Source organism: Streptomyces sp. NPDC004732, from assembly GCF_040609235.1.
GTDB lineage: Bacteria > Actinomycetota > Actinomycetes > Streptomycetales > Streptomycetaceae > Streptomyces.
In genome coordinates, this window is the sequence record NZ_JBEXJR010000001.1 from 585,596 (window position 1) to 610,303 (window position 24,708).

The following is a 24,708-nucleotide window of genomic DNA, read 5'->3' on the forward strand; positions in this document are numbered from 1 at the left end:
GCCATGGCGGTCCTGCGTCCCGGCGAGCACCCGAAGGCGAGCGGCGCGCGTCCGCCGCTGCCCACCCTGCCGCGCTGCCCCGGCCTGCGCGGCTACGTACAACTCCACGACACCATCCGCGGGTTGAAGTTCCGGCACGCGGCGGACGCCCTGCGCGCACCGGTCCCCGCCCCCGCGCACGACACCGTCTTCGGCACGCTTCCCAAGGCCGCCACGGACGACGGGTTCCGCGTCCTCGACGGTCTCTGGTTCCCGGGCCGCGGCGGCATCTGGCACCGCGTCGACCTGGCGTACGTCCGGCAGGCGCGCGGCCGGTGGCTGTCCTCGTCGGATCCGCGCGCCGACTCGGCGGCGGCCGTGGTGGACACCCTGGAGACCCTGGTGCGGGACGACGCGATGGGGCTGCGGCGGCTGGTCCTCTGGGAGGTGTGCTGCCTCCTCAGGGACGGCGGCGAGCACCCCGGCGAGGCCGAGGCCGTCGCGCTCGGCGTGCACCGGAGCGAGGCGGGACTGCTCACCTCCGCGCTCGCGGCGGGGTTCCCCGCGACCGGCCCCGCGCGGCATGCCGCGGAGACCCTCAACGACGTGTGGCCCGGGGTGCGGCTGCGTGAGGCGGAGCGGCTCGTGACGCGGCTCCCGCGCGCCTCCGCCTATCCCGACGGCCCCGACGACCACCGCCTCGCCGCACTCGTCGACGGCATCCGCGCGCGGGCCGCCGAGGTGGACCGGCTGGCCGCCGACGGCGCCGCGGCGGAGGCCACCGGCGCGCTGCGCGCCGCGGCCGATGCCTGGCTGGGCGCGCTCCGCATCGCACGGGACGATCCGCGGGCCCAGACGGGCCTGCTGCGCGTGGCAGCGCTCCTCGCCGACGCCCCCTCCACCCCGGCGGACTCCGAGGTGACGGCCGTGCCGGACGACCGTGCCGTCCGCCTGTCCTGGTGCGCGCCCGAGCCCCGGGAGCACCGCCGCGGCCGTCGCGAGGAGGTCACGTACCGCGTCCTGCGCTTCCCCGACGGCGCGCCCGACCTGGCCGTCGAGACGGCGGCGGCCGAGCCGCGGCCCGGTTCCGTCGACGCGGACGCGCCCGTCGGACGCCCCCTGCGGTACGCCGTCGTCCCGCTGCTCGGGGAGCGCATCGCGGGAGTGCCGCGCGTGACGGCTCCGGTGCTGCTCACGCCGGTGGTGACGGGGCTGCGCTGCACGGTCGTGCCGGGCGGGCTGCGGCTGCGGTGGCGGCCCGACCCGGCGGCGGCCGAGGTGCGGGTGACCCGGTCGGGTACCGGGGCGGACACCGGCGGCTGGGGCGAGTCGTCGCTGGTCCGGGTTCCCTGTCTGCACGACAGGGTGCTCGACGTGCCGCTCGCCCCGGGGACGTACACGTACGAAGTGCGCTGCGGCTACCGCGATCCGGACGGCGACCTGGTGTGGTCCCGCGGCGTGACCATCACGGCCCGGGCCGAGCAGTGGCCGTCGCCGGTGGAGGAGCTCAGCGTGCGGCGGCACGAGGACGGCGAGCGGGTGACGGTCGCGTGGCGGCCGCCCGCGCTCGGCGACGGTCTGCTGCTGCCGTGGACGGCGGCGCCGGTCGCGCCGGGCACGGACGTGTCGGACCTCGTGGGCGGCGTGGACCGGATCCCGGCGATCGCGGTCGGCGCCGAGTCCCGCGCGGAGCTGACCCCGGCACCCGAGCGGCGGATCCGTGTCACGGCGGTGAGCGTGCTGGGCGAGCGGGCGGTGTCCGGGCCGAGCGTCGTCATCGAACACCCGGCCGCCATAAAGGATCTGCGGGTACGGAGGGTCGGTGCGGACCGCGCCGAGCTGCGCTTCGACTGGCCGGAGCCCGCGGTCCTGGTGTGCGCGGCATGGACCGACGGGCAGCGCGGCGGCGAGCGGCGCATCGCGCGGAGCGCGCACCGGGCGGGGCGCCCCGTCGGCCTCCCCGTGTCGTCCGAGGAGTGCGTCATCACGGTGACGCCGCTCCCCCGCCCCGACGCCGTGTCGATCACCCCGGAACCGACCCGCGCGACCCTGCCCGCCGCGCCACCGCCGCCACCACCGCCGCTTCCCCCGGCGCCACCTGCGCCGCCCCGGTGGGTCACGTGGTGGCGTCGCTGGCGCCCTTGGCGGACCTGAACCGGCCCGCCAGCATCGGGAGTTGCTACTCCTTGACCACCGCCTCCGTACCCCCGCCGAACTCGATCAGCAGCCCCGACCGCAGGGCGATCGTCTTGCCCGGGTCCACGTCACGCACCGTCCCGTCGTCCTTGCGGGCCGTCCACACCGACTTGGTGCGGTTGGTCAGGCCGAACCGGCCGCGCTGCTGCGGGTGTTCGGTCACCTCGCCGACCACGGCGGTGAAGTCGTGGCGGTCGGGGTCGTCCCGCAGGTGGTGGGCGTAGACGCGGGCGCTCGGGGCGAGCCTGATGCCGCGCCTGGTGCGGAGGGTTCCGGTGCCGGTGACCAGTTCGAGGCGGGGCGGCAGCGTCAGGACCGTGCGGCACTTCCAGCAGCTGGGGGGCGCACCGTCGGGCTGGGTCAGGTTCTGCTTGCCGCAGGCGCCGCACTGGGTGATGGCGTCGAGGACCTGGCTGAGCGCGTCGCGCCACTGCGACTCGCGCACCCGCAGCGTGGGGTTGCGCAGGCCGTCCGTGAAGGTCTGGATGAACAGGTCGCGCAGGATCTGCGGCAGCGCTCCCCACGTCGCCTCGACGGTCGGCTGCTCGCCGGGCACGGGGCGGTTGCGGGTGTCGGTCGGGTCGTAGACGAAGACCGGATCGGTGCCGTAGAGGCGGCGTTTGGCGGCCTCGTCCATGCAGCGGATGCTGAGGGCGAGGGCGCCGTTGAACGGGTGGTCGTTCATCAGGAGCAGGAAGAGCAGCACGGCGAGGGAGTGCAGGTCGCTCTGGGTGCCGGGCTGGGTGCCCTTGTCGCCGCGGACCAGCTCGGGCGCCATGAAGTCCATGGTGCCCGCGACGGCGGCCTCGGCGCCCTCGACGACGGCGTTGTCGTTGTCGCAGACGAGGACGTCGCCGGTGCGCGGGTCGAAGAAGATGTTGCCCCAGTTGATGTCGCGGTAGGCGATGCCCCGGGAGTGCAGGGCGCGGTAGGCCTCGACGGTGTGCAGCGCCACGGTCACCAGGGTCCGCATCGTCGCGGACGCCACGGAGGGGTCGCGGCGGAAGAGGGCGGGCAGATCGCAGAAGCGTGCGGGCCGTACGTCCATGAGGTAGCCGAAGCCGGGCTGTTTGCCCTCGGGGTCCATCACGATGGAGCAGGGCCACAGGAAGCGGGGGTCGTCCCAGCCCTTGGCGATGAGTCCTTCGAGGATCTCCCGCTGGCGGGCGTCGGCGAGCTGGGGGTAGTACCACTTGACCGCGCGGTCCCCGGTGGGCGTCTGGACGCGGTAGACCTCGCCCTGGCCGCCGGAGCCGAAGAGATCGGCGACCTTGAGCTTCTCCCCCGACTCGGCCACCAGGGTCTTTCCGGCGGCGAGCATGCCGTTCACCATTCTGTTCCTCTCTGCCCGTGAGGGTTTTCGTCGTGCTGGTTCTGGTCGTGCTGGTTCTGGTCGTACGCGTCCTGCTCGTGCAGTTCGTCGCTGCGCTGTGCGGGCACCGCTATGGCGCCCACGAGGGTCGTGTCGTCCCCGGAGAACTTGGCGGCCCGCCCCAGCCAGTCCGGGAGCTGGGCCTGGACCGCCGCCACGCCCTGTCCGGCGGCGCGCTCGCCGAGGCCGGTGGCGAAGTCCAGGAAGCCCTGGTGGTCGGCGAAGCTCTTGGAGAGCCCGTCGGTGGACAGCAGCACGCACGGCGGCACGCCGCCGGTGAACGGCTGCCAGTGCGCCCGCATCTTGCGCCAGGGCTCCGGCTCGCAGAGGGAGTCGGTCTCGTCGCCCATGTCGGGCCCGGTGGAGAGCGGCAGGTGCGGGGTGCCTTCGCCGTCGACGAGCACGATGTCCCCGTCGCCCAACTGCCAGCAGAACAAGGTGTGTTCGGTCAGCACGGCGCCGACGAGGGTGCTTCCGTAGGCGGCGAGGTCCGGGGCCTCCGGGCGCTCGCGGGACCCGGTGCGCTCCGCCGCGGCGAGCCGACGGGCGCCGTGGGCGGGCGAGTTGGCTTCGTACAGCAGCGCCCACTCGTGCCAGCGGTGACCCACCTGCTGCGGCAGCCGCCGGGCCTCCTCGCGCAGGGCGGGCCAGCCCGCCGCGTCGCCGCCGACGCGCGCCGCCTCGCGCGCGAAGGCCTGCGCACACACGGTGAACTCCGCCACCGCCCAGTGCGCCCCGAGATCGCTGCGGAAGTGAGCTGCGCTGCCGTGTCCGTCGGCGACCGCGAGGACGACCGCACGGCCCCCGGCCACGGGCAGGGCCGCGCTGCGGTCCTGGCTGAACTTCTTCGCCACTCCCTTGACCGCGCCGCTGAGCAGCGCCCAGGGCCCGGCCGCCGCGGGACCGGGTCCGGTGGTCGTCTCCGGCCCGGTCACCAGATGTCGTCTTCGCCCTTGGTCATCGACGGCACGTCGATCGGCGTCGCGGGCTTCGCGCCGTCGTCGACCTTGGGAGTGGAGGCGTCCTTGACGACCGCGGTGGACATCCAGCGGATGGCGGCGGCGAGCTGGCGGGGGTTCTTCGCCTGCAGGGGCTCCAGTTCGGGGTTGCCGAGGAACTCCTTGAGCATGCTCTTGTCCGCGTCGTCACCGATGGCCACCGCGACGCGCACGGCGCGCTTGCCCCACGGCGTGCTGTCGATGGCGCGCAGCCCGGCCCGCCAGTCGTCGGTGGGCTGCCCGTCGGAGGCGAGCGCGAGCACGGGCGGCAGGGCGCGCTGCGGCATCGGCGGGGTCTGCAGCGCACCGGCCGCCAGCTTGAACGCGGCGCCCATGTCCGTGCCGCCGTAGATGTGCACGTCCTCCCAGGAGAAGCGGTCGACCGGGGTGGGCTCGCCGACGTGCCAGCTGGCGCCGCTGGCGAAGGTGATGGCGCGCACCAGCAGGGACGCGGCGGGGTTGGACTGGGCGGCCTGCTGCATTTCGGGGATGGCTTCACGGATGGCGAAGTTCAGCTCGCCGATCTTGCCGTTCACGCCCATGGAGCCCGAGCAGTCGAGCATCCAGATGAAGTGCACGGGGCGGCTCGCCATGCTGCCACCGGGGAAGTTGTCGACGATGGTCTCGCTGGTATCGCTCACGCTGGTCCTTTCGTGGGGAGTTCAGTGGTGGGGTGCGGCGAGTCCGCGGGCGGTGCGCCGCCCCGGGTTGGGCAGTCATCGGTCAGCTCCGCTCCTGGCCTGCCCGATGACGCCACGCTGTCCATCCCGGTACGTCCTGACCCTCCCGGCGGAGGACGGTGGCCACCTGCCCGAGGTGATGGTCGTCCAGACGCACGACGATGGGCGCAAGCACTTGGTCGAGCAGTTCGGCGGCGACCTCGCGCCATCCGTCGGTGACGCCGTGCCGTCGCCGGGGCCGCCAGATGTGGTAGTAAGCGGCCAACTCGGCGGGTTGTCCCGGCAGTTCCCGTTCGAGACGGTCGCACGTCCGCTCCTCCAGCAGGTGCGCACGGTAGGCCCCGAGGAGGTCAGGACCCGCGGCGACGAGGATCTGCAGTCCGTGCGACTCGCAGATGTCGAGCGGGTTCGCCCCGGCGAGAGTGCGGCCCACCCGCTCGTCGATGCCCCTGCGCAGGACCGTGCCGAGCGGCGACACCTTGCGCCCCAGCTCCTTGAGCCGCCCGACGGACGCCCTGCTGACGGCGAGCCGCCCGTCGACGAGGTCCTGGGCGATGACGAGGAGCTCGGCGGTGTCGCGGTCCTGGGCGCCGAGCTTGGCGTCCTTGCGCATCTCCCGTGCGAACTCGACGAGTTCGAGGTCGCAGTGGTCCGGCTCCCTGAGCCAGCCCATGATGCGGCGGCCGAGGTCCGCCTCGATGATCAGGCGGGGGGTGCAGACGCGGGCCACCCGGGGCTGCTCGGCACGGTCCGGCGGGTCGTTGCGCCACACCATGCGCCACAGCAGTCTGAGCGTCCTGACGTCCTCGACCCGCTGTCCGGAGAGGAGTTCGGTGAGCCGCTCGAAGAGCTCGGCGCCCCGCAGCCGGTCCGGCGGGCCGCTCCAGTGCGCGGCGGCCGCGGCGAGGCGGACGGTGAGCGGCGCGTCGTCGATGTTGCGCCGCAGCCAGTCGCCCTGGGGCGAGTCGGCAAGGGCGCGCAGGCGGTCCAGTTTGCGCTCGTTGAAGCCCACGAGGAGGAGCCGGAGCACCCGGCGGGTGAAGCCGACGTGGTCGAGTTCGGACAGGACCTGGACGGCCTGTGCGCAGTCGCGCAGCTCGGGGTGGAGCAGGGCGTCCGCGAGCCGGTCCATGGCCTCGGCGAGTCCGGGCCCGCCGTCGGCGCCCACGGCGAGGGCGAGGCGCAGCGGCGCCGTCCAGGTGGTGATGGGGTCGCGGAGCCGGGCGCGGAGGGCGCCGTCGGCGCGGTCGCCGTACTCCTCGCGCAGTTCCCGCCAGGCCTCCTGGCCGAGCGGCAGCCCCTCGAAGGCGGCCAGGTCGGGGAGGGTGCCGCGGCCGCGGGACGCGTCGAGCCGGTGCTTGACGAGGGCGAGGGCGAGGGGCCGGGCCGCGAGGGCCTCGTCGCCGTCGAGCCCCCGGCAGAGCCTGTCGAGCTCGTCGAGGGCGCGCGCGTCGGCCTCGCCCCTGGTCACGGAGTGGGCGAAGGCGTCGAAGACGGCGCGCAGGGTCTCACCGCTGAGGCCTGCGAGGGCGGTGAGTTCGTTGAGGCCGGTGGGTTCGGCCTGTTCGGTCTGTTCGGTCTGCGCGGTCTGTTCGGTGACGTCACCCGTGCGGCCTGTGCCGGTCGCGCATCCGGTCCGTTCGGTGGCGGCAGGATCCCCGTTCCCCCAACCGCCACCGCCCCCGCCCCCGGCCCCGGCCCCGGCTCCCAGGAACGCCCCCGAGACCAGCGGGATGAGCGCGAAGGGGCCTTCGGGGCGCGCGGCCGCCCCCGGCGCGGGGCGCGGCGGGTTCCCGGCGAGCCACCGCTCGGCCGTCAGCCGGGCCCAGGCGTCGAGCTCGGCGGGCGGGCTCTCCGGTCCGCCGGTGCCGTCGTGCACGCGGTACAGGTACTCGACCGTCGCGTCGTCGGACCGGTCGAACTCCGCGTCCGGGCCGATGCCGATGATCTGCTGCGGGGCGCGGCGCGGGTCGGCCGTCCAGGTGGTGAACGTCAGTGCGGGAACGTACGCCTCGGGAAGCGAGGCGCAGGCGAGCGCGACCCAGCGGGCCACGGTCTCGGAGTCCTCCTCCACGAGGACGATCTGCCGCCCCGCGGGGTCCTCGAAGAGCCTGCGCACATCGGCGAGGAAGGGCGCGACGCGGTCGGCGTGCGTCCGGGCGAACGCGACGAGCAGGTCCCGGTCGAAGTGGGCCTCCGGCACCGGCAGTTCGGACTCGACGAACCCGGCGCCCAGCGCCTGCGCCCTCGCCGGTTCCCAGGACTCGGAGCGCCAGGTGTCGATCGGCCAGACGGGACCGGGCCCGGGGGTGTCGGCGCTCAGGTGGAGTGCCTCCACGCGCTGTCCCGGGAGGGCGGCGCACAGGAGCCGTCCGCCGTCCGGGAGCAGGCTGTAGCTCAGCTCGGTCCCTGTTTCCCCGGCACGCGGGACGCCTATGACGCGCGTGACGGTACTCGTCAACTCCCCTGTGTCCTCGTGCGGTTGGTGCGCCGTACCGCCCACATCCGTATCCGGAAGGAACAGGCGGAGGGCTCCGGTGTCCGGCTCCTGGCCGAGCCGGTAGCTGAGGCGACGGATGGCCATGCCACATTCTGACCAACCGCGGCACCGCACCGCAGGCCGTCCGCCAAGTTCACCCCCGCCTCGGCACCCGCCCTTCACACCTGGTCGAACAGGGGCACGGAGCGCCGCACGCGCCCTTGCGCGGCACCGTGGTCGGGGGACACCGTTGTCACGGTCCCGCACCGCCCGGTGCCGCCCGGACCCCGCCGGCGATCGGAGTCGCTGTGACCCCTTTCCTCCTCCCCCACACCCTGCTCGGCGAAGGCCCGCACAAGGTGATCGCGGTCCACGGCTGGTTCGCGGACCGGTCCGCGTACGCACCCGTGCTCGCGGACCTCGACACCACCGCCTTCCAGTACGCGGTGGTGGATCTGCGCGGGTACGGCGAGGCCAAGGACGCCGTCGGCGCGTACACCACGAGCGAGGGCGCCGCCGATGTGCTGGACCTGGCCGATCGGCTCGGCTGGGAGCGGTTCTCGCTGGTCGGGCACTCCATGGGCGGCAGCGTCGCCCAGCGCGTCCTGGCCGCGGCCCCGCACCGGGTGCGCCGCCTGGTCGGGGTGTCGCCCGTCCCGTCGTCCGGTCTGCAACTGCCGCCCGAACAATGGGAGTTGTTCGCATCGGCCGCGCACACTCCGGAGAACCGCCACGCCATCATCGACTTCACCACGGGTGGCGTACGCCCCCGGGCCTGGCTCGACCGGATGGTGCGCCGCTCCCTCGCGGTCAGCGACGTCAAGGCGTTCCGCGCCTGGCTGGACTCCTGGACGGGCGACGACTTCCACACGGAGGTCGACGGCTCGCCCGTGGCGGCGCTCGCGGTCACCGGGGCGCTCGACCCGGCGCTCTCGGCGGACCTGATGCGCCGCACCTGGCTGCGCTCCTACCCCCACGGCGAGCTGGCGGAGCTGCCCGGGGCCGGGCACTACGCGATGGACGAAGTACCCCTCGAACTCATCCGCACGGTGGAGGACTTCCTGCACGGGGACGCCGCCGCGTGAGCCTGCGCGGTGCGCCGCCCCGGACGCCGCCCGTCCCCGACGTCTTCGATCCCCGCCTGTACGCGGAAGGCGTCCCCCACGACCGCTACCGCGTCCTGCGCGACCACCACCCCGTGGCGTGGCAGGGCGAGCCGGAGGTGCTGGGCTGGCCCGCGGGCCCGGGTTTCTGGGCGGTCACCCGGCACGCGGACGTGGTGCGCGTCCTCAAGGACGCGGCGACGTACTCCTCGTACCTGGGCGCCACCCAGATCCGCGACCCCGCCCCGGACGACCTGCCGTTCATCCGGCGCATGATGCTCAACCAGGACCCCGTCGCCATGACGGGCGGGGCGGGACCCGCCGGGCACGGCCGGTTGCGCAGGCTGGTCAGCCGCGCCTTCACCCCGCGGCGGATCGAGCGCTTCGAGGCACGGGTGCGCGAGCGGGCCCGGACGCTCCTCGCAGTGGCCGTGGAGCAGGCGCGCGCCGGGGACGGCACCTTCGACGTCGTCACCGCCGTCACCGACGACTACGCCCTGCTCAACCTCGCCGACCTGCTGGGCGTACCGCCCGCCGACCGCGGCCTGCTGCTGCACTGGACGCAGCGCGTCATCGGCTACCAGGACCCGGACGAAGCACCCCCGCCCGTGCTCGGCCCGGACGGCGAACCGGTCAACCCGCGCTCCCCCGCGATGCTGGGCGACATGTTCGCGTACGCACGGACGCTGGCCGCCCACAAGCGCGAGCACCCCGGCGACGACGTGCTCACGACGCTCGCCCACGATCCCGAACTCACCCCTGCCGAACTGGAGATGTTCTTCTTCCTCCTCACCGTCGCGGGCAACGACACCGTGCGCAGCGCCGCACCCGGCGGCCTGCTCGCGCTCGCGGAGAGCCCCGGCGAGTACGAGCGGCTGCGGGCCGGGGCGGTCGGCATCGCCCCCGCCGTGGACGAACTGCTGCGCCGTCACCCTCCGGTGCTCACCTTCCGGCGCACGGCGGCCCGCGACACCGAGCTTGCGGGAACGCGCATCACGGCCGGGGACAAGGTCGTCGTCTTCCACGCCTCCGCCCACCACGACGAGCGCGTCTTCGCCGATCCGCACCGCCTGGACCTGGCCCGCTCGCCCAACCCCCACGTGGCGTTCGGCGACGGCCCGCACGTCTGCCTGGGCGCCCACTTCGCCCGGCTCCAACTGCGCGTGTTCCACGAGGAGGTGACCCGCGCCCTGCCGGTCCTGCGCCTCGCGGCGCCGCCGCGCCGTCTGGTCTCGCACTTCATCAACGGCCTGAAGTCGTTGCGGGCCGAGGCGCCCGCGTAGGGTGCAAGATCGCGAGAACCAGCGCAGCGCCCGAGCGGAGAAGCAGACGCATGCACGACGAGCACGCCCCAGGCGGCGCGTACGACACCGACGGCGAGCACCACGACGACGTCTTCCCCGACTTCCCGGCGCCCGCGGACGGCAGCCCCTGGCAGGCACCCGCCGACCTGGAGGAGCACCTGTACGAGCTGTGCCAGGAGGACGACGCGTACGGCTATCTGCGGGCCATAGCCGTCGAGGGCCTGTACCGGCCGGTGACCGTCACGGAGCCGGAAAAGGACACGGAGACGGACACGGAACGCGACGACGGCTCCAGTGAGTTGCTCACCATCGGTCTGCCGGACGGCAGGAAGGTCGCACAGGTCTACACGGCGGGCGTGCTGCCCCGCCCGCACCCCGCCGTCGTCTACGAGTACGTCACGCTGGACTCCCTCGCCCGGAGCTGCCCCGACGACGTCGACCTCCTCGTGGTGAACGCGGCGACGCCTTGCCAGCAGTTCTATCTGACCACCGACGAGGAGCGGGAGGTGTGGTCGGACCTGCACGACAAGTACCACCGCGCCGACGGTCTCGGGAACCGCATCGACACCCGCCGCACGGGCGCACCCGAGGCGGGCAGCGCCCTCCTGCACGGCCTGGCGTGCGGCGCGCACCTGTGCTTCGCCAACGGCGACGCCTGGAACACCGTCGACTGGCACGGCGCGGGCCACCACAACGAGCTCGACCGCCTGGCGGAGTGGTGGGGCGTGCACGACCGCGACGACTGGCTGTCCCTGCAGGAGCGGCTGCTCACCCGTGACGTCAGCCCCTGGTACTGGGACTTCGTCCTCGAAGCCCGCACCGTTCTGACGCGGCGGCACGGCCCCCGGGTCGACCCGGAGCTCTGGCGCGACCAGGTGGAGGCGGCGCTCCGGCACCGCGTGGTGGAGACCGGCGGCCCCGGCGAGCCGCACCGGCCCGGCGAGGATCCCGAACTGGACCAGTTCGTGGCGCACTTGCGCGCCCTGGTCGGCAAGGTGCTCCGCTACGAGGCCCGGTTCCGCGCCGACGAACTCCTGCCGCCCGACGGCCGCGTCGGCACGATCGCGGCCTGGGACATCGGGCGTGCCTCGAAGATGGCCCGCTGGGGCAGGGGCGCGCGCTACGCCACCCACGCCGAGACGACCAAGTCCCTGGTGCGCGCCTCCGAGGCCGCCCGCTCCTCGTACGCCTCCTGGGAGACGTTCTCCGCGGGCTACGTCCTGGGCCGCTGCCTCCACTTCGACGAGGAGTCGTTCGGCTCCTGGTACACGGACGTGCTGCGCGCCCACCGCGCCCTGACCACGGACCCGGACAGCCCGTGGCTGACGGTGCCGTTCCGGCAGGACTGACCCCGCCTCCCCGACCGCCCCGGCCGCCCCGAGGGAGCCGCGACCCCACTCCGCGCCCCCGCGCCACTTCACGCCACACACGCACCTCTTTCGCGCCCCTTTCGCACCCCTCAATGAACACGAAGAGTAACTATCCTTATACTCACAGTGCATATGCGGGGTGGCGCGATCCGGTGCCGCCCGGACGAAGGGAGGCGCCACCAGTGGCGTTCATCAAGGCACAGCGGGCGGCATGGGCGGCGGCCCTGGCCGTGTGCGCCGCACTCGGCACGTCGGGCGCGGCAAGCGGCGCGACACCCCGGGCGGACTCCATCCAGTGCAACACGCCGACCATCACCGAGGACGGGCACCGGTTCACGATCCGTTGCTACCGGGGACCGGGACGCGACTTCTACGCGAGCGCGGTGGTCTGCGGGCCGGGGCACTGCACTCGCCAGGGGACCAACATCGTGCCCTACGGCGAGTACGCGACGGCATGGTCGACCGGATTCTTCTCCCCCGCCCACTACCAGGTGTTCTCCGTCTAGTGCCCTGGCCCACCCCTGCCACCGAAGGAGAAACGACATGACCGGCAAGAGGACGCTCACGCTCGGCGCCCTGGCCGCCTCGGTCCTGCTGCTGTTCGCCACCGGCACCGCGCACGCCGAAGGAGCCTTCATCGCGAAGGCCTTCAACCAGCGCAGCGTGAACGTCCACTGGGGCGACAGCTGCGACAATGCGGAAATCGGCCGCGACCTCCCGAACGACGCACTCCAGGCGACCTTCGAGGGCAACTGGGACGGCCCGCGCGCCCACGTCGACCGGGTCACGTTCCACAACAACACCGACTTCCTCCACGGCTTCGCCCGCGGCGAGTTCGCCATCGAGGACAACGGTCAGACGCCGACGTGGCGGGTGGCCGACATGCCCGCCCACACCAGCCAGACCATCGAGCTCAACCACACGTCCGCGAGCACCAAGACGCTCGGGTTCACCTACCCGCACCTCGGGGCCGTGGGCCAGATCGGCAGCTGCAACCTCACGTACGTGGGAGTGGAGCAGTAGGACGCCGTCGATCGGGGGCGGGCCACCCCCGATCGACGACAGGCCACCCCCGGTCGGCGGCAAATCACCCCCCCGCCGAATCATCACGATCAGATCTCACTCGCACCTCCCGCCCCATCCACCCCTTGTCACGCCCCCGTGTAATCGTTTCCAATCCTCCGTGTAATCGATTCCACAAGGAGGTGGACCGACGATGACTCCGAGCTCGGTGGGCATCAAGGACGTCGCGGCCGAGGCCGGTGTGTCCGTCGCCACCGTGTCGCGCGTGCTGAACGGGCACCCCTCCGTCAGCCCCGCGTCCCGCACCCGGGTCCTCGCCGCCGTCGAGGCGCTCGGCTACCGGCCCAACGCCGTCGCCCGGTCCCTGCGCACCGACCAGACGCGGACGCTCGGCCTGGTCATCAGCGACGTGCTCAACCCGTACTTCACGGAGCTGGCCCGGTCCGTCGAGGAGGCCGCCCGCGCACTCGGCTACAGCGTGATCATCGGCAACGCCGACGAGCGCCCCGAGCTGCAGGACCACCACGTGCGGACCCTGCTCGACCGGCGGATCGACGGACTGCTCGTCTCCCCCGCCGACGGCGGCTCCCCGCTGATGCTCGACGCCGTGCGGGCCGGCACCCCGATGGTCTTCGTGGACCGGTGGATCCCCGGCGTGGACGTCCCCGTGGTCCGCTCCGACGGGCGGCAGGCAGTCCGCGACCTCGTCGCCCATCTGCACGGACTCGGCCACCGCAGGCTCGCCATCATCGCGGGCCCCGCGGCCACCACCACCGGCAGCGAGCGCGTCGAGGCCTTCCGGGAGGCGCTGCGCGAGCACGGCACCGCCCTGCCCGACGCGTACATCGGACAGGGCGACTTCCAGGCGGACAGCGGCCGCCGCGCCACCGAGCGCTTCCTCGCCCTGCCCGAGCCGCCCGAGATCGTCTTCGCCGCCGACAACCTGATGGCCCTCGGCGCCCTCGACGCGATCCGCGCGCACGGCCTGCGCGTCCCGGACGACATCGGGCTCGCCGCCTTCGACGACATCCCGTGGTTCGTGCACACCGATCCGCCGGTCACCGCGATCGCCCAGCCGACCGCGGAGCTCGGCCGGGCCGCCGTGCAGGCGCTGATCGACCGCATCGAGGGCAGACGCCCGCAGTCCGTGACCCTGCCCGCCCGGCTCGTCGTCCGCCGCTCCTGCGGCGAGAACACCCCCGTACGAAGGAGCAACCCGTGAGCAACCAGGACGAGTTGCTGCGCATCGAGTCGATTCGCAAGACGTTCCCCGGCGTCGTCGCGCTCGACTCCGTCGACTTCGATCTGCGCCGCGGCGAGGTGCACGTCCTCCTCGGCGAGAACGGCGCGGGCAAGAGCACCCTCATCAAGATGCTCTCCGGCGCCTACCGGCCCGACAGCGGCCGGATCTTCGCCGAGGGGCGCGAGGTCCGCATCAACGGCGCGCAGGACGCCGAGCGGCTCGGCATCGCCACGATCTACCAGGAGTTCAACCTCGTCCCCGATCTGACCGTCGCCGAGAACATCTTCCTGGGGCGCCAGCCCCGCCGCTTCGGTCTGGTCGACCGGAAGAAGATGGAGGCCGACGCGGCGGAGCTGCTCCAGCGGGTCGGCGTCCAGGTCTCGCCGCGCGCCAAGGTGCGCGAACTGGGCATCGCCCGGCTGCAGATGGTCGAGATCGCCAAGGCGCTGAGCCTGGACGCGCGCGTGCTCATCATGGACGAGCCCACCGCGGTCCTCACCTCCGAGGAGGTCGACAAGCTCTTCCGGATCGTGCGCACCCTGCGCGAGGACGGCGTCGGCATCGTCTTCATCACCCACCACCTGGAGGAGATCGCCGCACTCGGCGACCGCGTCACCGTCCTGCGCGACGGCCGCAGCGTCGACCAGGTGCCCGCGTCGACCGACGAGGACGAGCTCGTACGCCTCATGGTGGGCCGCAGCATCGAGCAGCAGTATCCGCGCGAACGCCCCGACACCGGGCCGCCGTTGCTCCGCGTCGACGGCCTCACCCGCGACGGCGTCTTCCACGACGTCAGCTTCGAGGTGCGGGCGGGCGAGGTCGTCGGGCTCGCGGGGCTGGTCGGCGCGGGCCGCACCGAGGTGGCGCGCGCGGTCTTCGGCGCCGATCCGTACGACGGCGGTTCCGTCGACGTACGCGGCGAGCGGCTGCCCAGGCACGACGTGAACGCGGCGATGGGCGCGGGCATCGGTCTGGTCCCGGAGGACCGCAAGGGGCAGGGGCTGGTCCTCGACGCCTCCGTGCGGGAGAACCTCGGCCTGGTGACGCTGCGTTCGGCGACGCGCGCCGGGCTCGTGGACCTCAAGGGACAGCACCGGGCGGCCGCGCGGATCGCCGAGCAGCTGGGGGTGCGCATGGCCGGGCTCGGCCAGCACGTCCGCACCCTGTCCGGCGGCAACCAGCAGAAGGTCGTCATCGGCAAGTGGCTGCTCGCCGACATCCAGGTCCTCATCCTCGACGAGCCGACGCGCGGCATCGACGTCGGCGCGAAGGTCGAGATCTACCAGCTCATCAACGAACTGACGGCCTCCGGGCACGCGGTCCTGATGATCTCAAGCGATCTGCCCGAGGTGCTCGGCATGAGCGACCGGGTCCTCGTCATGGCACAGGGCCGGATCGCCGGTGAACTCACGGCCGAAGAGGCCACTCAAGACGCCGTGATGGCACTCGCCGTCAGCACCGCGGCGGTACGGAACGAAGAAGAGGCGGAGGTCTCCCGTGGCCACTGAAACCCTGAAGCGCGACGCGGGTGGCACGGCCTCGCTCCGCCGCGTCCTGCTCGACAACGGCGCGCTGAGCGCCCTGATCGTCCTGGTCGTGGCGATGTCGCTGCTCTCCGGCGACTTCCTCACCACGCAGAACCTGCTCAACGTCGGCGTCCAGGCCGCGGTGACCGCGATCCTCGCGTTCGGCGTGACCTTCGTGATCGTGTCGGCAGGCATCGACCTGTCGGTCGGTTCGGTGGCCGCGCTCTCGGCCACCGTCCTTGCCTGGTCGGCGACTTCGCAGGGGCTGCCGGTGTGGCTCGCGGTGGTGCTCGCCGTCGCGACCGGCATAGCCTGCGGGTTCGTCAACGGACTGCTCGTCTCGTACGGGAAACTCCCGCCGTTCATCGCGACACTCGCGATGCTCTCGGTGGCCCGCGGCCTCTCCCTGGTGATCTCGCAGGGCAGCCCGATCGCGTTCCCCGACTCGGTCTCGCACCTGGGTGACACCATCGGCGGCTGGCTGCCGGTCCCGGTGATCGTGATGGTCGCGATGGGCCTCGTCACGGCGCTCGTCCTGGGGCGTACGTTCATCGGCCGCTCCATGTACGCGATCGGCGGCAACGAAGAGGCGGCCCGCCTGTCGGGCCTGCGCGTCAAGCGGCAGAAGCTCGTCATCTACGCGCTCGCCGGTCTCTTCGCGGCCGTCGCGGGTGTCGTGCTCGCCTCCCGGCTGGTCTCCGCGCAGCCGCAGGCCGCGCAGGGCTACGAGCTCGACGCGATCGCCGCGGTCGTCATCGGCGGCGCGAGCCTCGCGGGCGGCGTCGGCAGGGCGTCCGGCACGCTCATCGGCGCGCTGATCCTCGCGGTGCTGCGCAACGGCCTCAACCTCCTCTCCGTCTCCGCCTTCTGGCAGCAGGTCGTGATCGGTGTCGTCATCGCGCTCGCGGTCCTCCTGGACACGCTGCGGCGGCGGGCCGGGTCGACTCCGGGTGCGTCCTCCGGTGCGGCCGGGGGCGTGCGCGGCAAGGGGCCGCAAGCGGTGAAGTACGCGGTCGCCGCCGTGGCCGTGGCGGCCGTGGTCGGCGCGGTCTCCTTCTTCAACTCGGGCTCGTCCGGCACGAGCACGAAGATCGGCATGTCGCTCTCCACCCTCAACAACCCCTTCTTCGTCCAGATGAAGGAGGGCGCGCAGGCCGAGGCCGACAAGGCAGGCATCGACCTGACGGTCACCGACGCGCAGAACGACGCGTCCCAGCAGAGCAACCAGCTGCAGAACTTCACCGGCGAGAACGTGAAGTCGATCATCGTCAACCCGGTGGACTCCGACGCGGTGGGCCCGGCCGTGCGGGGCGCCAACAAGCAGGACATCCCGGTGGTCGCGGCCGACCGCGGGGTGAACAAGGCGAAGACCGCGACGCTCGTCGCCTCGGACAACGTCGCGGGCGGCAAGCTGGCGGCGAAGACGCTCGCCGAGAAGCTGGGCGGCAAGGGCAAGGTCGTCGTCCTCCAGGGCACGCCCGGCACCTCCGCGAGCCGCGAGCGCGGCCAGGGCTTCGCCGAGGGCATCAAGGCGTACCCCGGCATCGACGTCGTCGCCAAGCAGCCCGCGGACTTCGACCGCACCAAGGGCCTGGACGTCATGACGAACCTGCTGCAGTCCAACAAGGGCGTGACCGGCGTCTTCGCCGAGAACGACGAGATGGCGCTCGGCGCGGTCAAGGCGCTCGGCGACAAGGCGGGCACGTCGGTCCCGGTCGTGGGCTTCGACGGCACCCCCGACGGTCTCAAGGCGGTCGAGGCGGGCACGCTGTACGCGTCCGTGGCGCAGCAGCCCAAGGAGCTCGGGAAGATCGCCGTGCGCAACGCGGTGCGGGCCACGCAGGGCAAGAAGGTCCAGGAGACCGTGAAGGTGCCGGTGAAGGTCGTCACGTCGAAGAACGTGCGGGACTTCTCCTGACCCGACCGACCGAGCCGACGGCCCGACCGACCCGACGGCCCGACCGCCGCGCCAGGTACCGTCGCAACCGGACCCCACCGTACGAAAGCAGGCACAAGCACACATGAACGACGACTACGAGCTGCTGGTCGTGGGCTCCGCCAACGCCGATCTGGTGGTCGGCGTGGAGCGCCGCCCCGCGCCCGGCGAGACGGTCCTCGGCTCCGACCTGGCCGTCCACCCCGGCGGCAAGGGCGGCAACCAGGCGGTCGCCGCGGCCCGCCTCGGCGCCCGCACCGCGCTGCTCGCCCGGGTCGGCGACGACGCCCACGGCGTGCTCCTCCTGGACGCGCAGCGGGCGGCGGGCGTGGACACCGTCGGCGTCCTGGTGGGCGGCGCGCCCACCGGCGTCGCGCTGATCACGGTCGATCCGTCGGGCGACAACAGCATCGTGGTCTCCCCCGGCGCCAACGCGCGCCTCACCCCCGGGGACATCCGCGCGGCGGGCAGCCTGCTGTCGGCGGCGCGGGTGGTCTCCAGCCAGCTGGAGATCCCCCTGGACACGGTCGCCGAGGTGGTCCGCACCCTGCGGCCCGGCGCCCGCTTCGTCCTCAACCCCTCGCCGCCCGCCCCACTGCCCGCCGAGGTCCTCGCGGCCTGCGACCCGCTGGTGGTGAACGAGCACGAGGCCCGCGTCATCCTCGGCGACGACGCGGGTGAGACCCCCGAGGACTGGGCGCGCGGGCTGCTCGCGCTGGGCCCCCGCTCGGTGGTGATCACGCTGGGCGCCGAGGGCGCGCTCACCGCGGACGCCTCCGGCGGGGCCGCCGTACGGGTCCCGAGCCCGAAGGTCGACGCGGTGGACACGACGGGCGCGGGCGACGCCTTCACCGCGGCGCTCGGCTGGCGGCTCGGCCTCGGCGAGGACCTGCCGACGGCGGCCGCGTACGCGGTGCGGGTGGGCGCGGCCGCGGTCACCCGCAAGGGCGCGCAGGACTCCTACCCGACCGCGTCGGAGCTCGCCGACGCCGTTCCGGAGGTCCCTTCCCGGTGAAGAAGTCGGGCATATTGAACCGCCATCTCGCGGGCGCGCTGGCCGAGTTGGGCCACGGCGACACCGTGCTCGTGTGCGACGCGGGCATGCCGATCCCGGCGGGCCCGCGCGTGGTGGACCTGGCGTTCCGCGCCGGGGTCCCGTCCTTCGCGGAGGTCCTCGAAGGCCTCCTCGACGAGCTGGTGGTGGAGGGCGGGACGGCGGCGACGGAAGTACGCGCGTCGAACCCGTCGACGGCCCGACTGCTGCACGAGAGCCTCCCGTCCCTCGCCCTCGTCCCGCACGAGGACCTCAAGAGCCTCTCGGCGGCGGCCCGTCTGGTGGTCAGGACGGGTGAGGCGCGGCCGTACGCGAATGTACTGCTGAGGTGCGGGGTCTTCTTCTGACGGCTGCCGACGGCGGCGATCCCCCCAGGCAGGCGTCCGGTATACGGACGTGGCTGACCGTCATGTGACCGGTTTCCACCCTTGACCGGGGGTCGTCCGGCCCTCAACATCAGGCAACGCACAGCACGCACAGCTCCAAAGGCGCCCCGCGGCACCCGCGTCGCAGGGCGCCTCGCACGTTCCGTCCCTCACGCTGTTCGGAATACGGAGCCCCACACATGAAGCTCTTCAGACGTGCGGCCGTCGGTGCCGCCACCCTGGCCATCGGCGGCCTGCTCGCCACCGCCACCCCGTCGGCCGCCGCGCCCTCGCCCACCCTCGCGGCGCCCGACATCCCGCTCGCCAACGTCAAGGCGCACCTCTCCCAGTTCCAGTCCATAGCCTCGGCCAACGGCGGCAACCGCGCCCACAATCGCCCCGGCTACAAGGCCTCCCTCGACTATGTGAAGGGCAAGCTGGACGCCGCCGGGTTCACCACCCGCATCCAGCAGTTCAGCAGCAGCGGCACCGGCTACAACCTGATCGCCGACTGGCCGGGCGGGGACGCCAACCAGGTCCTGATGGCGGGCGCGCACCTCGACAGCGTCTCGGCGGGGGCCGGGATCAACGACAACGGCTCGGGCTCGGCCGGTGTCCTGGAGACCGCGCTCGCCGTCTCGCGCGCGCAGCTCCAGCCGACGAAGCACCTGCGGTTCGCCTGGTGGGGCGCCGAGGAGCTGGGCATGGTCGGCTCGCGGTACTACGTCAACAACCTGCCCGCCACGGACCGTTCAAAGGTCAGCGGCTATCTGAACTTCGACATGATCGGCTCGCCGAACCCGGGCTACTTCGTCTACGACGACGACCCGACGATCGAGAAGACGTTCAAGGACTACTACGCGGGCCTGAACGTCCCCACCGAGATCGAGACCGAGGGGGACGGCCGCTCCGACCACGCGCCGTTCAAGAGCGCGGGCATCCCGGTCGGCGGTCTGTTCACCGGCGCCGAGCGCGCCAAGTCCAGTGCGCAGGCCCAGAAGTGGGGCGGCACGGCGGGCCAGGCCTTCGACCGCTGCTACCACTCGTCCTGCGACTCCACGTCGAACATCAACGACACCGCGCTGGACCGCAACAGCGACGCCATCGCCCACGCGATCTGGACCCTCGGCGCGGGCACTACGACCCCGCCCGGTGACGCGTACGAGAACACCGCGGACGTCGCCATCCCGGACAACGGCGCCGCGGTGACCTCGACGGTCAACGTCACCGGCCGCACCGGCAACGCCCCCGCCACCCTCAAGGTGGACGTCGACGTCCGGCACACCTGGCGCGGCGACGTGGTCCTCGATCTGCTCGCCCCCGACGGCACGGCGTACCGCCTGAAGAACTCGAGCAGCAACGACTCGGCGGACAACATCATCGCCACGTACACGGTCAACGCGTCGAGCGAGACGGCCAACGGCGCCTGGAAGCTCCAGGCCCAGGACGTCGCGTCCCAGGACACGGGCTACATCAACAGCTGGAAGCTGACGTTCTAGAGCACACCCGCCCCGGTACCGGCCCACCAGCCGGTGCCGGGGCTGTTCCGGTCGCTCAGCCCTCGGTCGGCGCGAGCCGCAGCGAGATGCTGTTGATGCAGTACCGCTGGTCCGTCGGCGTGGCATAGCCCTCGCCCTCGAAGACGTGGCCCAGGTGCGAGCCGCAGCGGGCGCAGCGCACCTCGGTGCGGACCATGCCGTGCGAGGAGTCCTGGAGCAGCTCGACCGCGTCCGTGTCCTTCGGGTCGAAGAAGCTCGGCCAGCCGCAGTGCGACTCGAACTTCTCCGTCGAGGTGAACAGCTCCGCGCCGCAGGCACGGCAGGAGTAGACGCCCTCGGTCTTGGTGTCCGTGTACTCACCGACGAAGGCCGGTTCCGTACCGGCCTGGCGCAGCACCGCGTACTCCGAAGGGGTCAGCTCCGCTCGCCACTGCTCGTCGGGCTTCTCGACGTCGTACGACATGGGTGGACTCCCCTTACTTCGACTTACTTCGACAGCTCGGCCAGGATCTGCGGGCCGAGGTCCGTGACGTCGCCCGCTCCCATGGTGAGAACGAGATCGCCGGGCTTCGCCATTCCCGCGAGCGTCCGGACGGCCGCCGCCTTGTCGGACGCGGCCGCGACCTCGGCGCCCGCCGCACGGGCGGCGTCGACGATCAGGGCGCTGGTGATGCCGGGGATCGGGTCCTCGCGGGCCGGGTAGATGTCCAGGACCACGGAGGAGTCGGCGAGGGCGAGGGCCTGCCCCATCTCGGTGCCCAGTTCCTGGGTGCGCGAGAAGAGGTGGGGCTGGAAGAGGACGAGGATGCGGGCGTCGCCAGCGGCGGAGCGCATCGCCTCCAGGTCGGCCGTCATCTCGGTGGGGTGGTGCGCGTAGGAGTCGATGACCTGCGCGCCCGCGGCCTCGCCCTTGAGCTGGAGGCGCCGCTTGACGCCGGTGTACGACTTCAGGGCACCGGCCAGGTTCCGGGACGGGATGCCGAGCGCGACGCCCGCCGCGAGAGCCGCGACCGCGTTGTTCGCGTAGTGGCGGCCGGGCACCGAGACCGTGAAGGTCAGCAGCTTGCCGTCCAGGAGGACGGTGACCTCGCTGGTCAGACCGCGTGCCGTGATCTTGTGGATGCGCAGGTCCGCACCTTCGGACTCGCCGTAGGTGACGACCTTGAGCTCGCCGAGGTCCCGGACGCGCCGGGTCAGCTCCACCGCGCCCGGCTGGTCCGCCGAGATGACCAGGGTGCCGCCGGGGACGACCTTGCCCGCGAAGATCTCGAAGGATTCGTAGATCTCGTCCATCGACGCGTAGTTGGCGTGGTGGTCGAGCTCCACGTTGAGGACGATGGCGACCTCGGGCGCGTACTTGTGGAAGCTGCGGTCGCTTTCGTCGGCCTCGGCGACGAAGATGTCGCCCTCGCCGTGCAGCGCGTTCGAGCCGGGCACGTCCAGGTCGCCGCCGATCGCGTACGACGGGGCGAGGCCGAGGGTGGCGAGGGTGACGGCGAGCATCGAGGTCGTCGTGGTCTTGCCGTGCGTGCCCGCGACCGCGATCGGGCGCAGGCCCTTCATCAGGGAGGCCAGGGCGTCCGAGCGGTGCACGACGGGGATGCCGAGCTCGGCCGCGCGGGCCAGCTCGGGGTTGTCCTCGCGGATGGCGGAGGAGACGACGACGCAGGTCGCGTCGGGCGCGAGGTGCGCGGCGTCGTGGCCGATGTGGACCGTGGCGCCGAGCGCGCGCAGCGCCTCTGCGGTGGCGGACTCCCGGGCGTCGCTGCCCGCGACCTTGGCGCCGCGCTGGGCCAGGATCTTCGCGATGCCCGACATTCCGGCGCCGCCGATGCCGATGAAGTGCGGTCGGTCCATGTCGGCCATGGACTGGGGCAGGCCGGGTGCCATGCGTGTGTCTCCCCTGGTGGTGCGACGAGTGCGACGGGCACGGTGTGGTGTCGCCCCGTGCGCGTCCGGGCAGGCCCCAGCCTATTGCCTCCGCGGGGCGCGGCCGCCGGGCCCCGCGGAGGGGGTGGCTACGCCTCGTCGGCCAGGCTGTGCGAGAAGAGCTTGAGCACCGGCACGCCGACCTTGTGGCGGGCCCGTGAGGCCCAGTCGCGGTGGAAGAACTCCTCCACGTAGTGCGGGTCGGTCAGGACGATCACCTCGTCGGCGTCCACGTCGTCGACGAGGCTCTTGAGCGCGTCGAGGGGGTGGTCCTCGATGAGCCGCCCCGTCGCCTCGCAGCCCGCGGCGCGCAGCGCGACCAAGGAGACCTGGAGCGCCTGCTCGCCGGGCCCTGTCGCGTCCTGCCCCTCCGGGGTCTCGCCCTCGCGCGCCGCCTCGTCGAGCTCGCCGAGGGCGACGTCGTCGATGGCCCTCAGCAGGCGGTCCGCCTGGTCGCCCCGCGGCTGGAGCAGCACGTGGAAAGTGATGGGCTCGTCGCCGTGCAAGGTGGTGACGAACTCCACGTCGGCGGACGTCAGGGCTTTCTCGATCATCAATACGCTTGTGAACACGCCAGGCGCCCTTCTCATCCGTGGGCCCTCATGAGGCCCTTGCGGAAACCATCCTGCCCCGTGGCCGCACGGGGTCTGCGAGATCTAGTGTGCCCAGCCGAAGCCAAACGGAACGACTGATTCCGCCGATTGTCAGGTACGACGGTAGCGGGTGAAGAGGAACCCGGCCTCCTCCAGTACGGACGTCAGTGCGAATCTGTCCGGCACCGCCAGAGCGGATCCGCCCGCGATCCGCTGCGCGTCCCCCGCGGTGAGCATCGGCGACACCGTCAGACAGAGCTCGTCCAGCGCCCCGGCGGCCACGAACTGGCCCAGCAGGCGGGGGCCGCCCTCCGTGAGCAGCCGGGTGAGCCCGCGCTCGGCCAGGGCGGGGGCCACCCGCTCCGGCTCCACGGTCGCGCCGTCGCCCGCGACCACGACCACGGCGCCCGCCTTCTCGGCCGCGGCGATCCGGTCGGCCGGTGCGGAGGCCCCGGTCACGAGGAGCGTGGGCGTCATGGGCGAGGTGAAAAGCGGAACCGAGAAGTCCAGGTCAAGACCGGCGCTGACGACCGCGATGGCGGGCGCCTCCGTCTGCCCGGCGGCGGCCCTGCGCGCCGCGAAGGCCGCACGTGCCTTCGCCGGGCGGTACCCCTCCTTGCGGACGGTCTCCGCACCGACGATCACGGCGTCCGCGAGGGCGCGCAGGGTGCCGAAGATGCGCATGTCCGTGTCGCCGGAGATCGGCTGGGAGCGGCCCTCGTGGTGGGCCGCGCCGTCGAGCGTGGACACCATGTTGGCGCGCAGCCAGGTCGGCTCCCCCGCCGGATAGGCGTAGGCGTCGGCCAGCTCGTCGAGGCTCCACTCCCGGTCGGCCGTCTCACCCGTGCGATGGGGCGTCCGATCGTGTGTCCGGTCGGCTGTCTGGTCGGTCACAGGGAACAGGCGTCGCATATCCGCAGTCTTGCACGCCCTTTAAGCTGGGGAACCGTGTCGTCCTCCACCGCCGCCTCCGGGCACCACCCCATAGCCGAAGTGGCTCCGCTGTCGCTGTGCGCCCGCGAGCCCCGCGTCCCCGCCGACCGTCTGGTCGCCGAGATGGTGCCGCCGCCGCGCTTCCAAGCCGCCCGCTTCGACACGTACATCCCGGACCCCAATCAGCCGAGCCAGACCGCGGCGATCGGGGCCCTGAGCGGCTTCGCCGCGGGGCTCGGCGGGGCGCATGCGAGCGGCGCGGGCAAGCGCCGCTGGTTCCAGAAGAAGGCGGCCGCCCCCACGGGCCCCCGCGGCATCTACCTCGACGGTGGCTACGGCGTCGGCAAGACCCACCTGCTCGCCTCCCTCTGGCACGCGACGCCCGCGGCCCCCGAGCAGAAGGCGTTCGGCACCTTCGTCGAGCTGACGAACCTGGTCGGCGCGCTCGGCTTCCAGCAGACCGTGCGCACCCTGGGCGGGCACCGGCTGCTCTGCATCGACGAGTTCGAGCTCGACGACCCGGGCGACACGGTCCTGGTCTCCTCGCTGCTCTCCAAGCTCGTCGGGGAGGGCGTGGCGCTCGCCGCGACCTCGAACACGCTGCCGGGCAAGCTCGGTGAGGGCCGGTTCGCGGCCACGGACTTCATGCGTGAGATCCAGGGCCTGTCCGCCCACTTCAAGGCGTTGCGGATCGACGGCGAGGACTACCGCCACAGGGGCCTTCCGGAGGCCCCCGCTCCGTACTCGGAGGAGCAGGTCACCAAGGCGGCGTACGCGACCGACGGCGCCTCGCTCGACGACTTCCCGCATCTGCTCGAACACCTGTCCAAGGTCCACCCGAGCCGGTACGGCGCGCTGACCGACGGGCTCGGCGCCGTCTGCCTCACCGACGTGACGCCGGTGCCGGACCAGTCGACCGCTCTGCGCCTTGTGGTGCTCGCCGACCGGCTGTACGACCGAGAGGTGCCGGTACTCGCCTCCGGTGTGCCCTTCGACCGGCTCTTCAGCGAGGAGATGCTCAACGGCGGGTACCGGAAGAAGTACTTCCGTGCCATCTCGCGGCTCACGGCGCTCGCACGGGACGCCAAGGGACTCGTGGGCGAGTAGCCCCGCCCGCGGCACCTGC

At 72.7% G+C, this 24,708-nt stretch carries 21 protein-coding genes; 13 read left to right on the forward strand and 8 right to left on the reverse strand.

Annotated elements, in window-relative coordinates:
• Positions 1 to 3: 3 nt before the first annotated feature.
• Positions 4 to 2,133 (forward strand): hypothetical protein, encoded by a 2,130-nt coding sequence (locus ABZV77_RS02420; protein WP_356249404.1) that lies wholly within the window; start codon positions 4 to 6, stop codon positions 2,131 to 2,133.
• Between the two features lie 25 nt (positions 2,134 to 2,158).
• On the opposite strand, the gene ABZV77_RS02425 is transcribed toward ABZV77_RS02420, so the two are convergent.
• The 4 genes from ABZV77_RS02425 to ABZV77_RS02440 all read right to left on the reverse strand — a co-directional run bounded on the left by ABZV77_RS02425 (position 2,159) and on the right by ABZV77_RS02440 (position 7,809).
• On the reverse strand, positions 2,159 to 3,508 hold the full coding sequence (locus ABZV77_RS02425) for a serine/threonine-protein kinase (protein WP_356249406.1): 1,350 nt from the start codon (positions 3,506 to 3,508) through the stop codon (positions 2,159 to 2,161).
• Positions 3,502 to 4,482 (reverse strand): protein phosphatase 2C domain-containing protein, encoded by a 981-nt coding sequence (locus ABZV77_RS02430; RefSeq protein WP_356249407.1) that lies wholly within the window; start codon positions 4,480 to 4,482, stop codon positions 3,502 to 3,504. The genes ABZV77_RS02425 and ABZV77_RS02430 overlap by 7 nt, the downstream gene beginning before the upstream one ends.
• Entirely contained in the window at positions 4,479 to 5,138 is a 660-nt protein-coding gene (locus ABZV77_RS02435) for a tellurium resistance protein (RefSeq protein WP_268775858.1), read from the reverse strand. The genes ABZV77_RS02430 and ABZV77_RS02435 overlap by 4 nt, the downstream gene beginning before the upstream one ends.
• Positions 5,139 to 5,268: 130 nt before the next feature.
• Positions 5,269 to 7,809, reverse strand: coding sequence for a GTPase-associated protein 1-related protein (locus ABZV77_RS02440; protein WP_356249409.1), 2,541 nt, complete (start codon positions 7,807 to 7,809; stop codon positions 5,269 to 5,271).
• A gap of 203 nt (positions 7,810 to 8,012) precedes the next feature.
• Here ABZV77_RS02440 and ABZV77_RS02445 point away from each other — a divergent pair, with 203 nt between their 5' ends.
• From ABZV77_RS02445 to ABZV77_RS02495, 11 genes are all read left to right on the forward strand, one after another.
• On the forward strand, positions 8,013 to 8,789 hold the full coding sequence (locus ABZV77_RS02445) for an alpha/beta hydrolase (RefSeq protein ID WP_356249411.1): 777 nt from the start codon (positions 8,013 to 8,015) through the stop codon (positions 8,787 to 8,789).
• Positions 8,786 to 10,090: a cytochrome P450 gene (locus ABZV77_RS02450; RefSeq protein WP_356249413.1), complete on the forward strand. Its 1,305-nt coding sequence runs from the start codon at positions 8,786 to 8,788 to the stop codon at positions 10,088 to 10,090. Before ABZV77_RS02445 ends, ABZV77_RS02450 begins: the two co-directional genes overlap by 4 nt.
• 50 nt (positions 10,091 to 10,140) lie before the next feature.
• The gene (locus ABZV77_RS02455; protein WP_356249415.1) at positions 10,141 to 11,460 is read left to right on the forward strand and encodes a DUF1266 domain-containing protein; all 1,320 of its coding nucleotides are present in this window, start codon (positions 10,141 to 10,143) and stop codon (positions 11,458 to 11,460) included.
• Positions 11,461 to 11,663: 203 nt separating this feature from the next.
• Positions 11,664 to 11,987: a hypothetical protein gene (locus ABZV77_RS02460; RefSeq protein WP_356249417.1), complete on the forward strand. Its 324-nt coding sequence runs from the start codon at positions 11,664 to 11,666 to the stop codon at positions 11,985 to 11,987.
• A gap of 37 nt (positions 11,988 to 12,024) precedes the next feature.
• Positions 12,025 to 12,504 carry a hypothetical protein gene (locus ABZV77_RS02465; protein ID WP_356249419.1) on the forward strand — a complete coding sequence of 160 codons (480 nt, stop codon included), beginning with the start codon at positions 12,025 to 12,027 and terminating at the stop codon, positions 12,502 to 12,504.
• Between the two features lie 193 nt (positions 12,505 to 12,697).
• The gene (locus ABZV77_RS02470) at positions 12,698 to 13,726 is read left to right on the forward strand and encodes a LacI family DNA-binding transcriptional regulator (RefSeq protein WP_356249421.1); all 1,029 of its coding nucleotides are present in this window, start codon (positions 12,698 to 12,700) and stop codon (positions 13,724 to 13,726) included.
• Entirely contained in the window at positions 13,723 to 15,255 is a 1,533-nt protein-coding gene (locus ABZV77_RS02475) for a sugar ABC transporter ATP-binding protein (RefSeq protein WP_356249423.1), read from the forward strand. The genes ABZV77_RS02470 and ABZV77_RS02475 overlap by 4 nt, the downstream gene beginning before the upstream one ends.
• A complete protein-coding gene (locus tag ABZV77_RS02480) occupies positions 15,245 to 17,191 on the forward strand; it encodes a substrate-binding domain-containing protein (RefSeq protein WP_356249425.1) in 1,947 nt (648 codons plus the stop codon). Before ABZV77_RS02475 ends, ABZV77_RS02480 begins: the two co-directional genes overlap by 11 nt.
• 103 nt (positions 17,192 to 17,294) lie before the next feature.
• Positions 17,295 to 18,224: a ribokinase gene (locus ABZV77_RS02485; protein ID WP_356249427.1), complete on the forward strand. Its 930-nt coding sequence runs from the start codon at positions 17,295 to 17,297 to the stop codon at positions 18,222 to 18,224.
• Positions 18,221 to 18,610: a D-ribose pyranase gene (gene rbsD, locus ABZV77_RS02490; RefSeq protein ID WP_356249429.1), complete on the forward strand. Its 390-nt coding sequence runs from the start codon at positions 18,221 to 18,223 to the stop codon at positions 18,608 to 18,610. The genes ABZV77_RS02485 and rbsD overlap by 4 nt, the downstream gene beginning before the upstream one ends.
• 218 nt (positions 18,611 to 18,828) lie before the next feature.
• Complete coding sequence (locus ABZV77_RS02495) at positions 18,829 to 20,127, forward strand: M28 family metallopeptidase (protein WP_356249431.1); 1,299 nt, start codon at positions 18,829 to 18,831, stop codon at positions 20,125 to 20,127.
• Between the two features lie 55 nt (positions 20,128 to 20,182).
• On the opposite strand, the gene msrB is transcribed toward ABZV77_RS02495, so the two are convergent.
• The 4 genes from msrB to ABZV77_RS02515 form a co-directional block, all read right to left on the reverse strand.
• Positions 20,183 to 20,590 (reverse strand): peptide-methionine (R)-S-oxide reductase MsrB, encoded by a 408-nt coding sequence (gene msrB / locus ABZV77_RS02500; RefSeq protein WP_356249433.1) that lies wholly within the window; start codon positions 20,588 to 20,590, stop codon positions 20,183 to 20,185.
• A 23-nt stretch (positions 20,591 to 20,613) separates the two neighbouring features.
• Entirely contained in the window at positions 20,614 to 22,017 is a 1,404-nt protein-coding gene (gene murC / locus ABZV77_RS02505; RefSeq protein ID WP_356249435.1) for a UDP-N-acetylmuramate--L-alanine ligase, read from the reverse strand.
• Positions 22,018 to 22,145: 128 nt separating this feature from the next.
• The gene (locus ABZV77_RS02510; protein ID WP_356249437.1) at positions 22,146 to 22,628 is read right to left on the reverse strand and encodes an indole-3-glycerol phosphate synthase; all 483 of its coding nucleotides are present in this window, start codon (positions 22,626 to 22,628) and stop codon (positions 22,146 to 22,148) included.
• 132 nt (positions 22,629 to 22,760) lie between these two features.
• Positions 22,761 to 23,561: a pyrimidine reductase family protein gene (locus tag ABZV77_RS02515; protein ID WP_356249439.1), complete on the reverse strand. Its 801-nt coding sequence runs from the start codon at positions 23,559 to 23,561 to the stop codon at positions 22,761 to 22,763.
• Positions 23,562 to 23,597: 36 nt separating this feature from the next.
• Here ABZV77_RS02515 and zapE point away from each other — a divergent pair, with 36 nt between their 5' ends.
• A complete protein-coding gene (gene zapE / locus ABZV77_RS02520; RefSeq protein WP_356249441.1) occupies positions 23,598 to 24,689 on the forward strand; it encodes a cell division protein ZapE in 1,092 nt (363 codons plus the stop codon).
• The last annotated feature ends 19 nt before the right edge of the window (positions 24,690 to 24,708 follow it).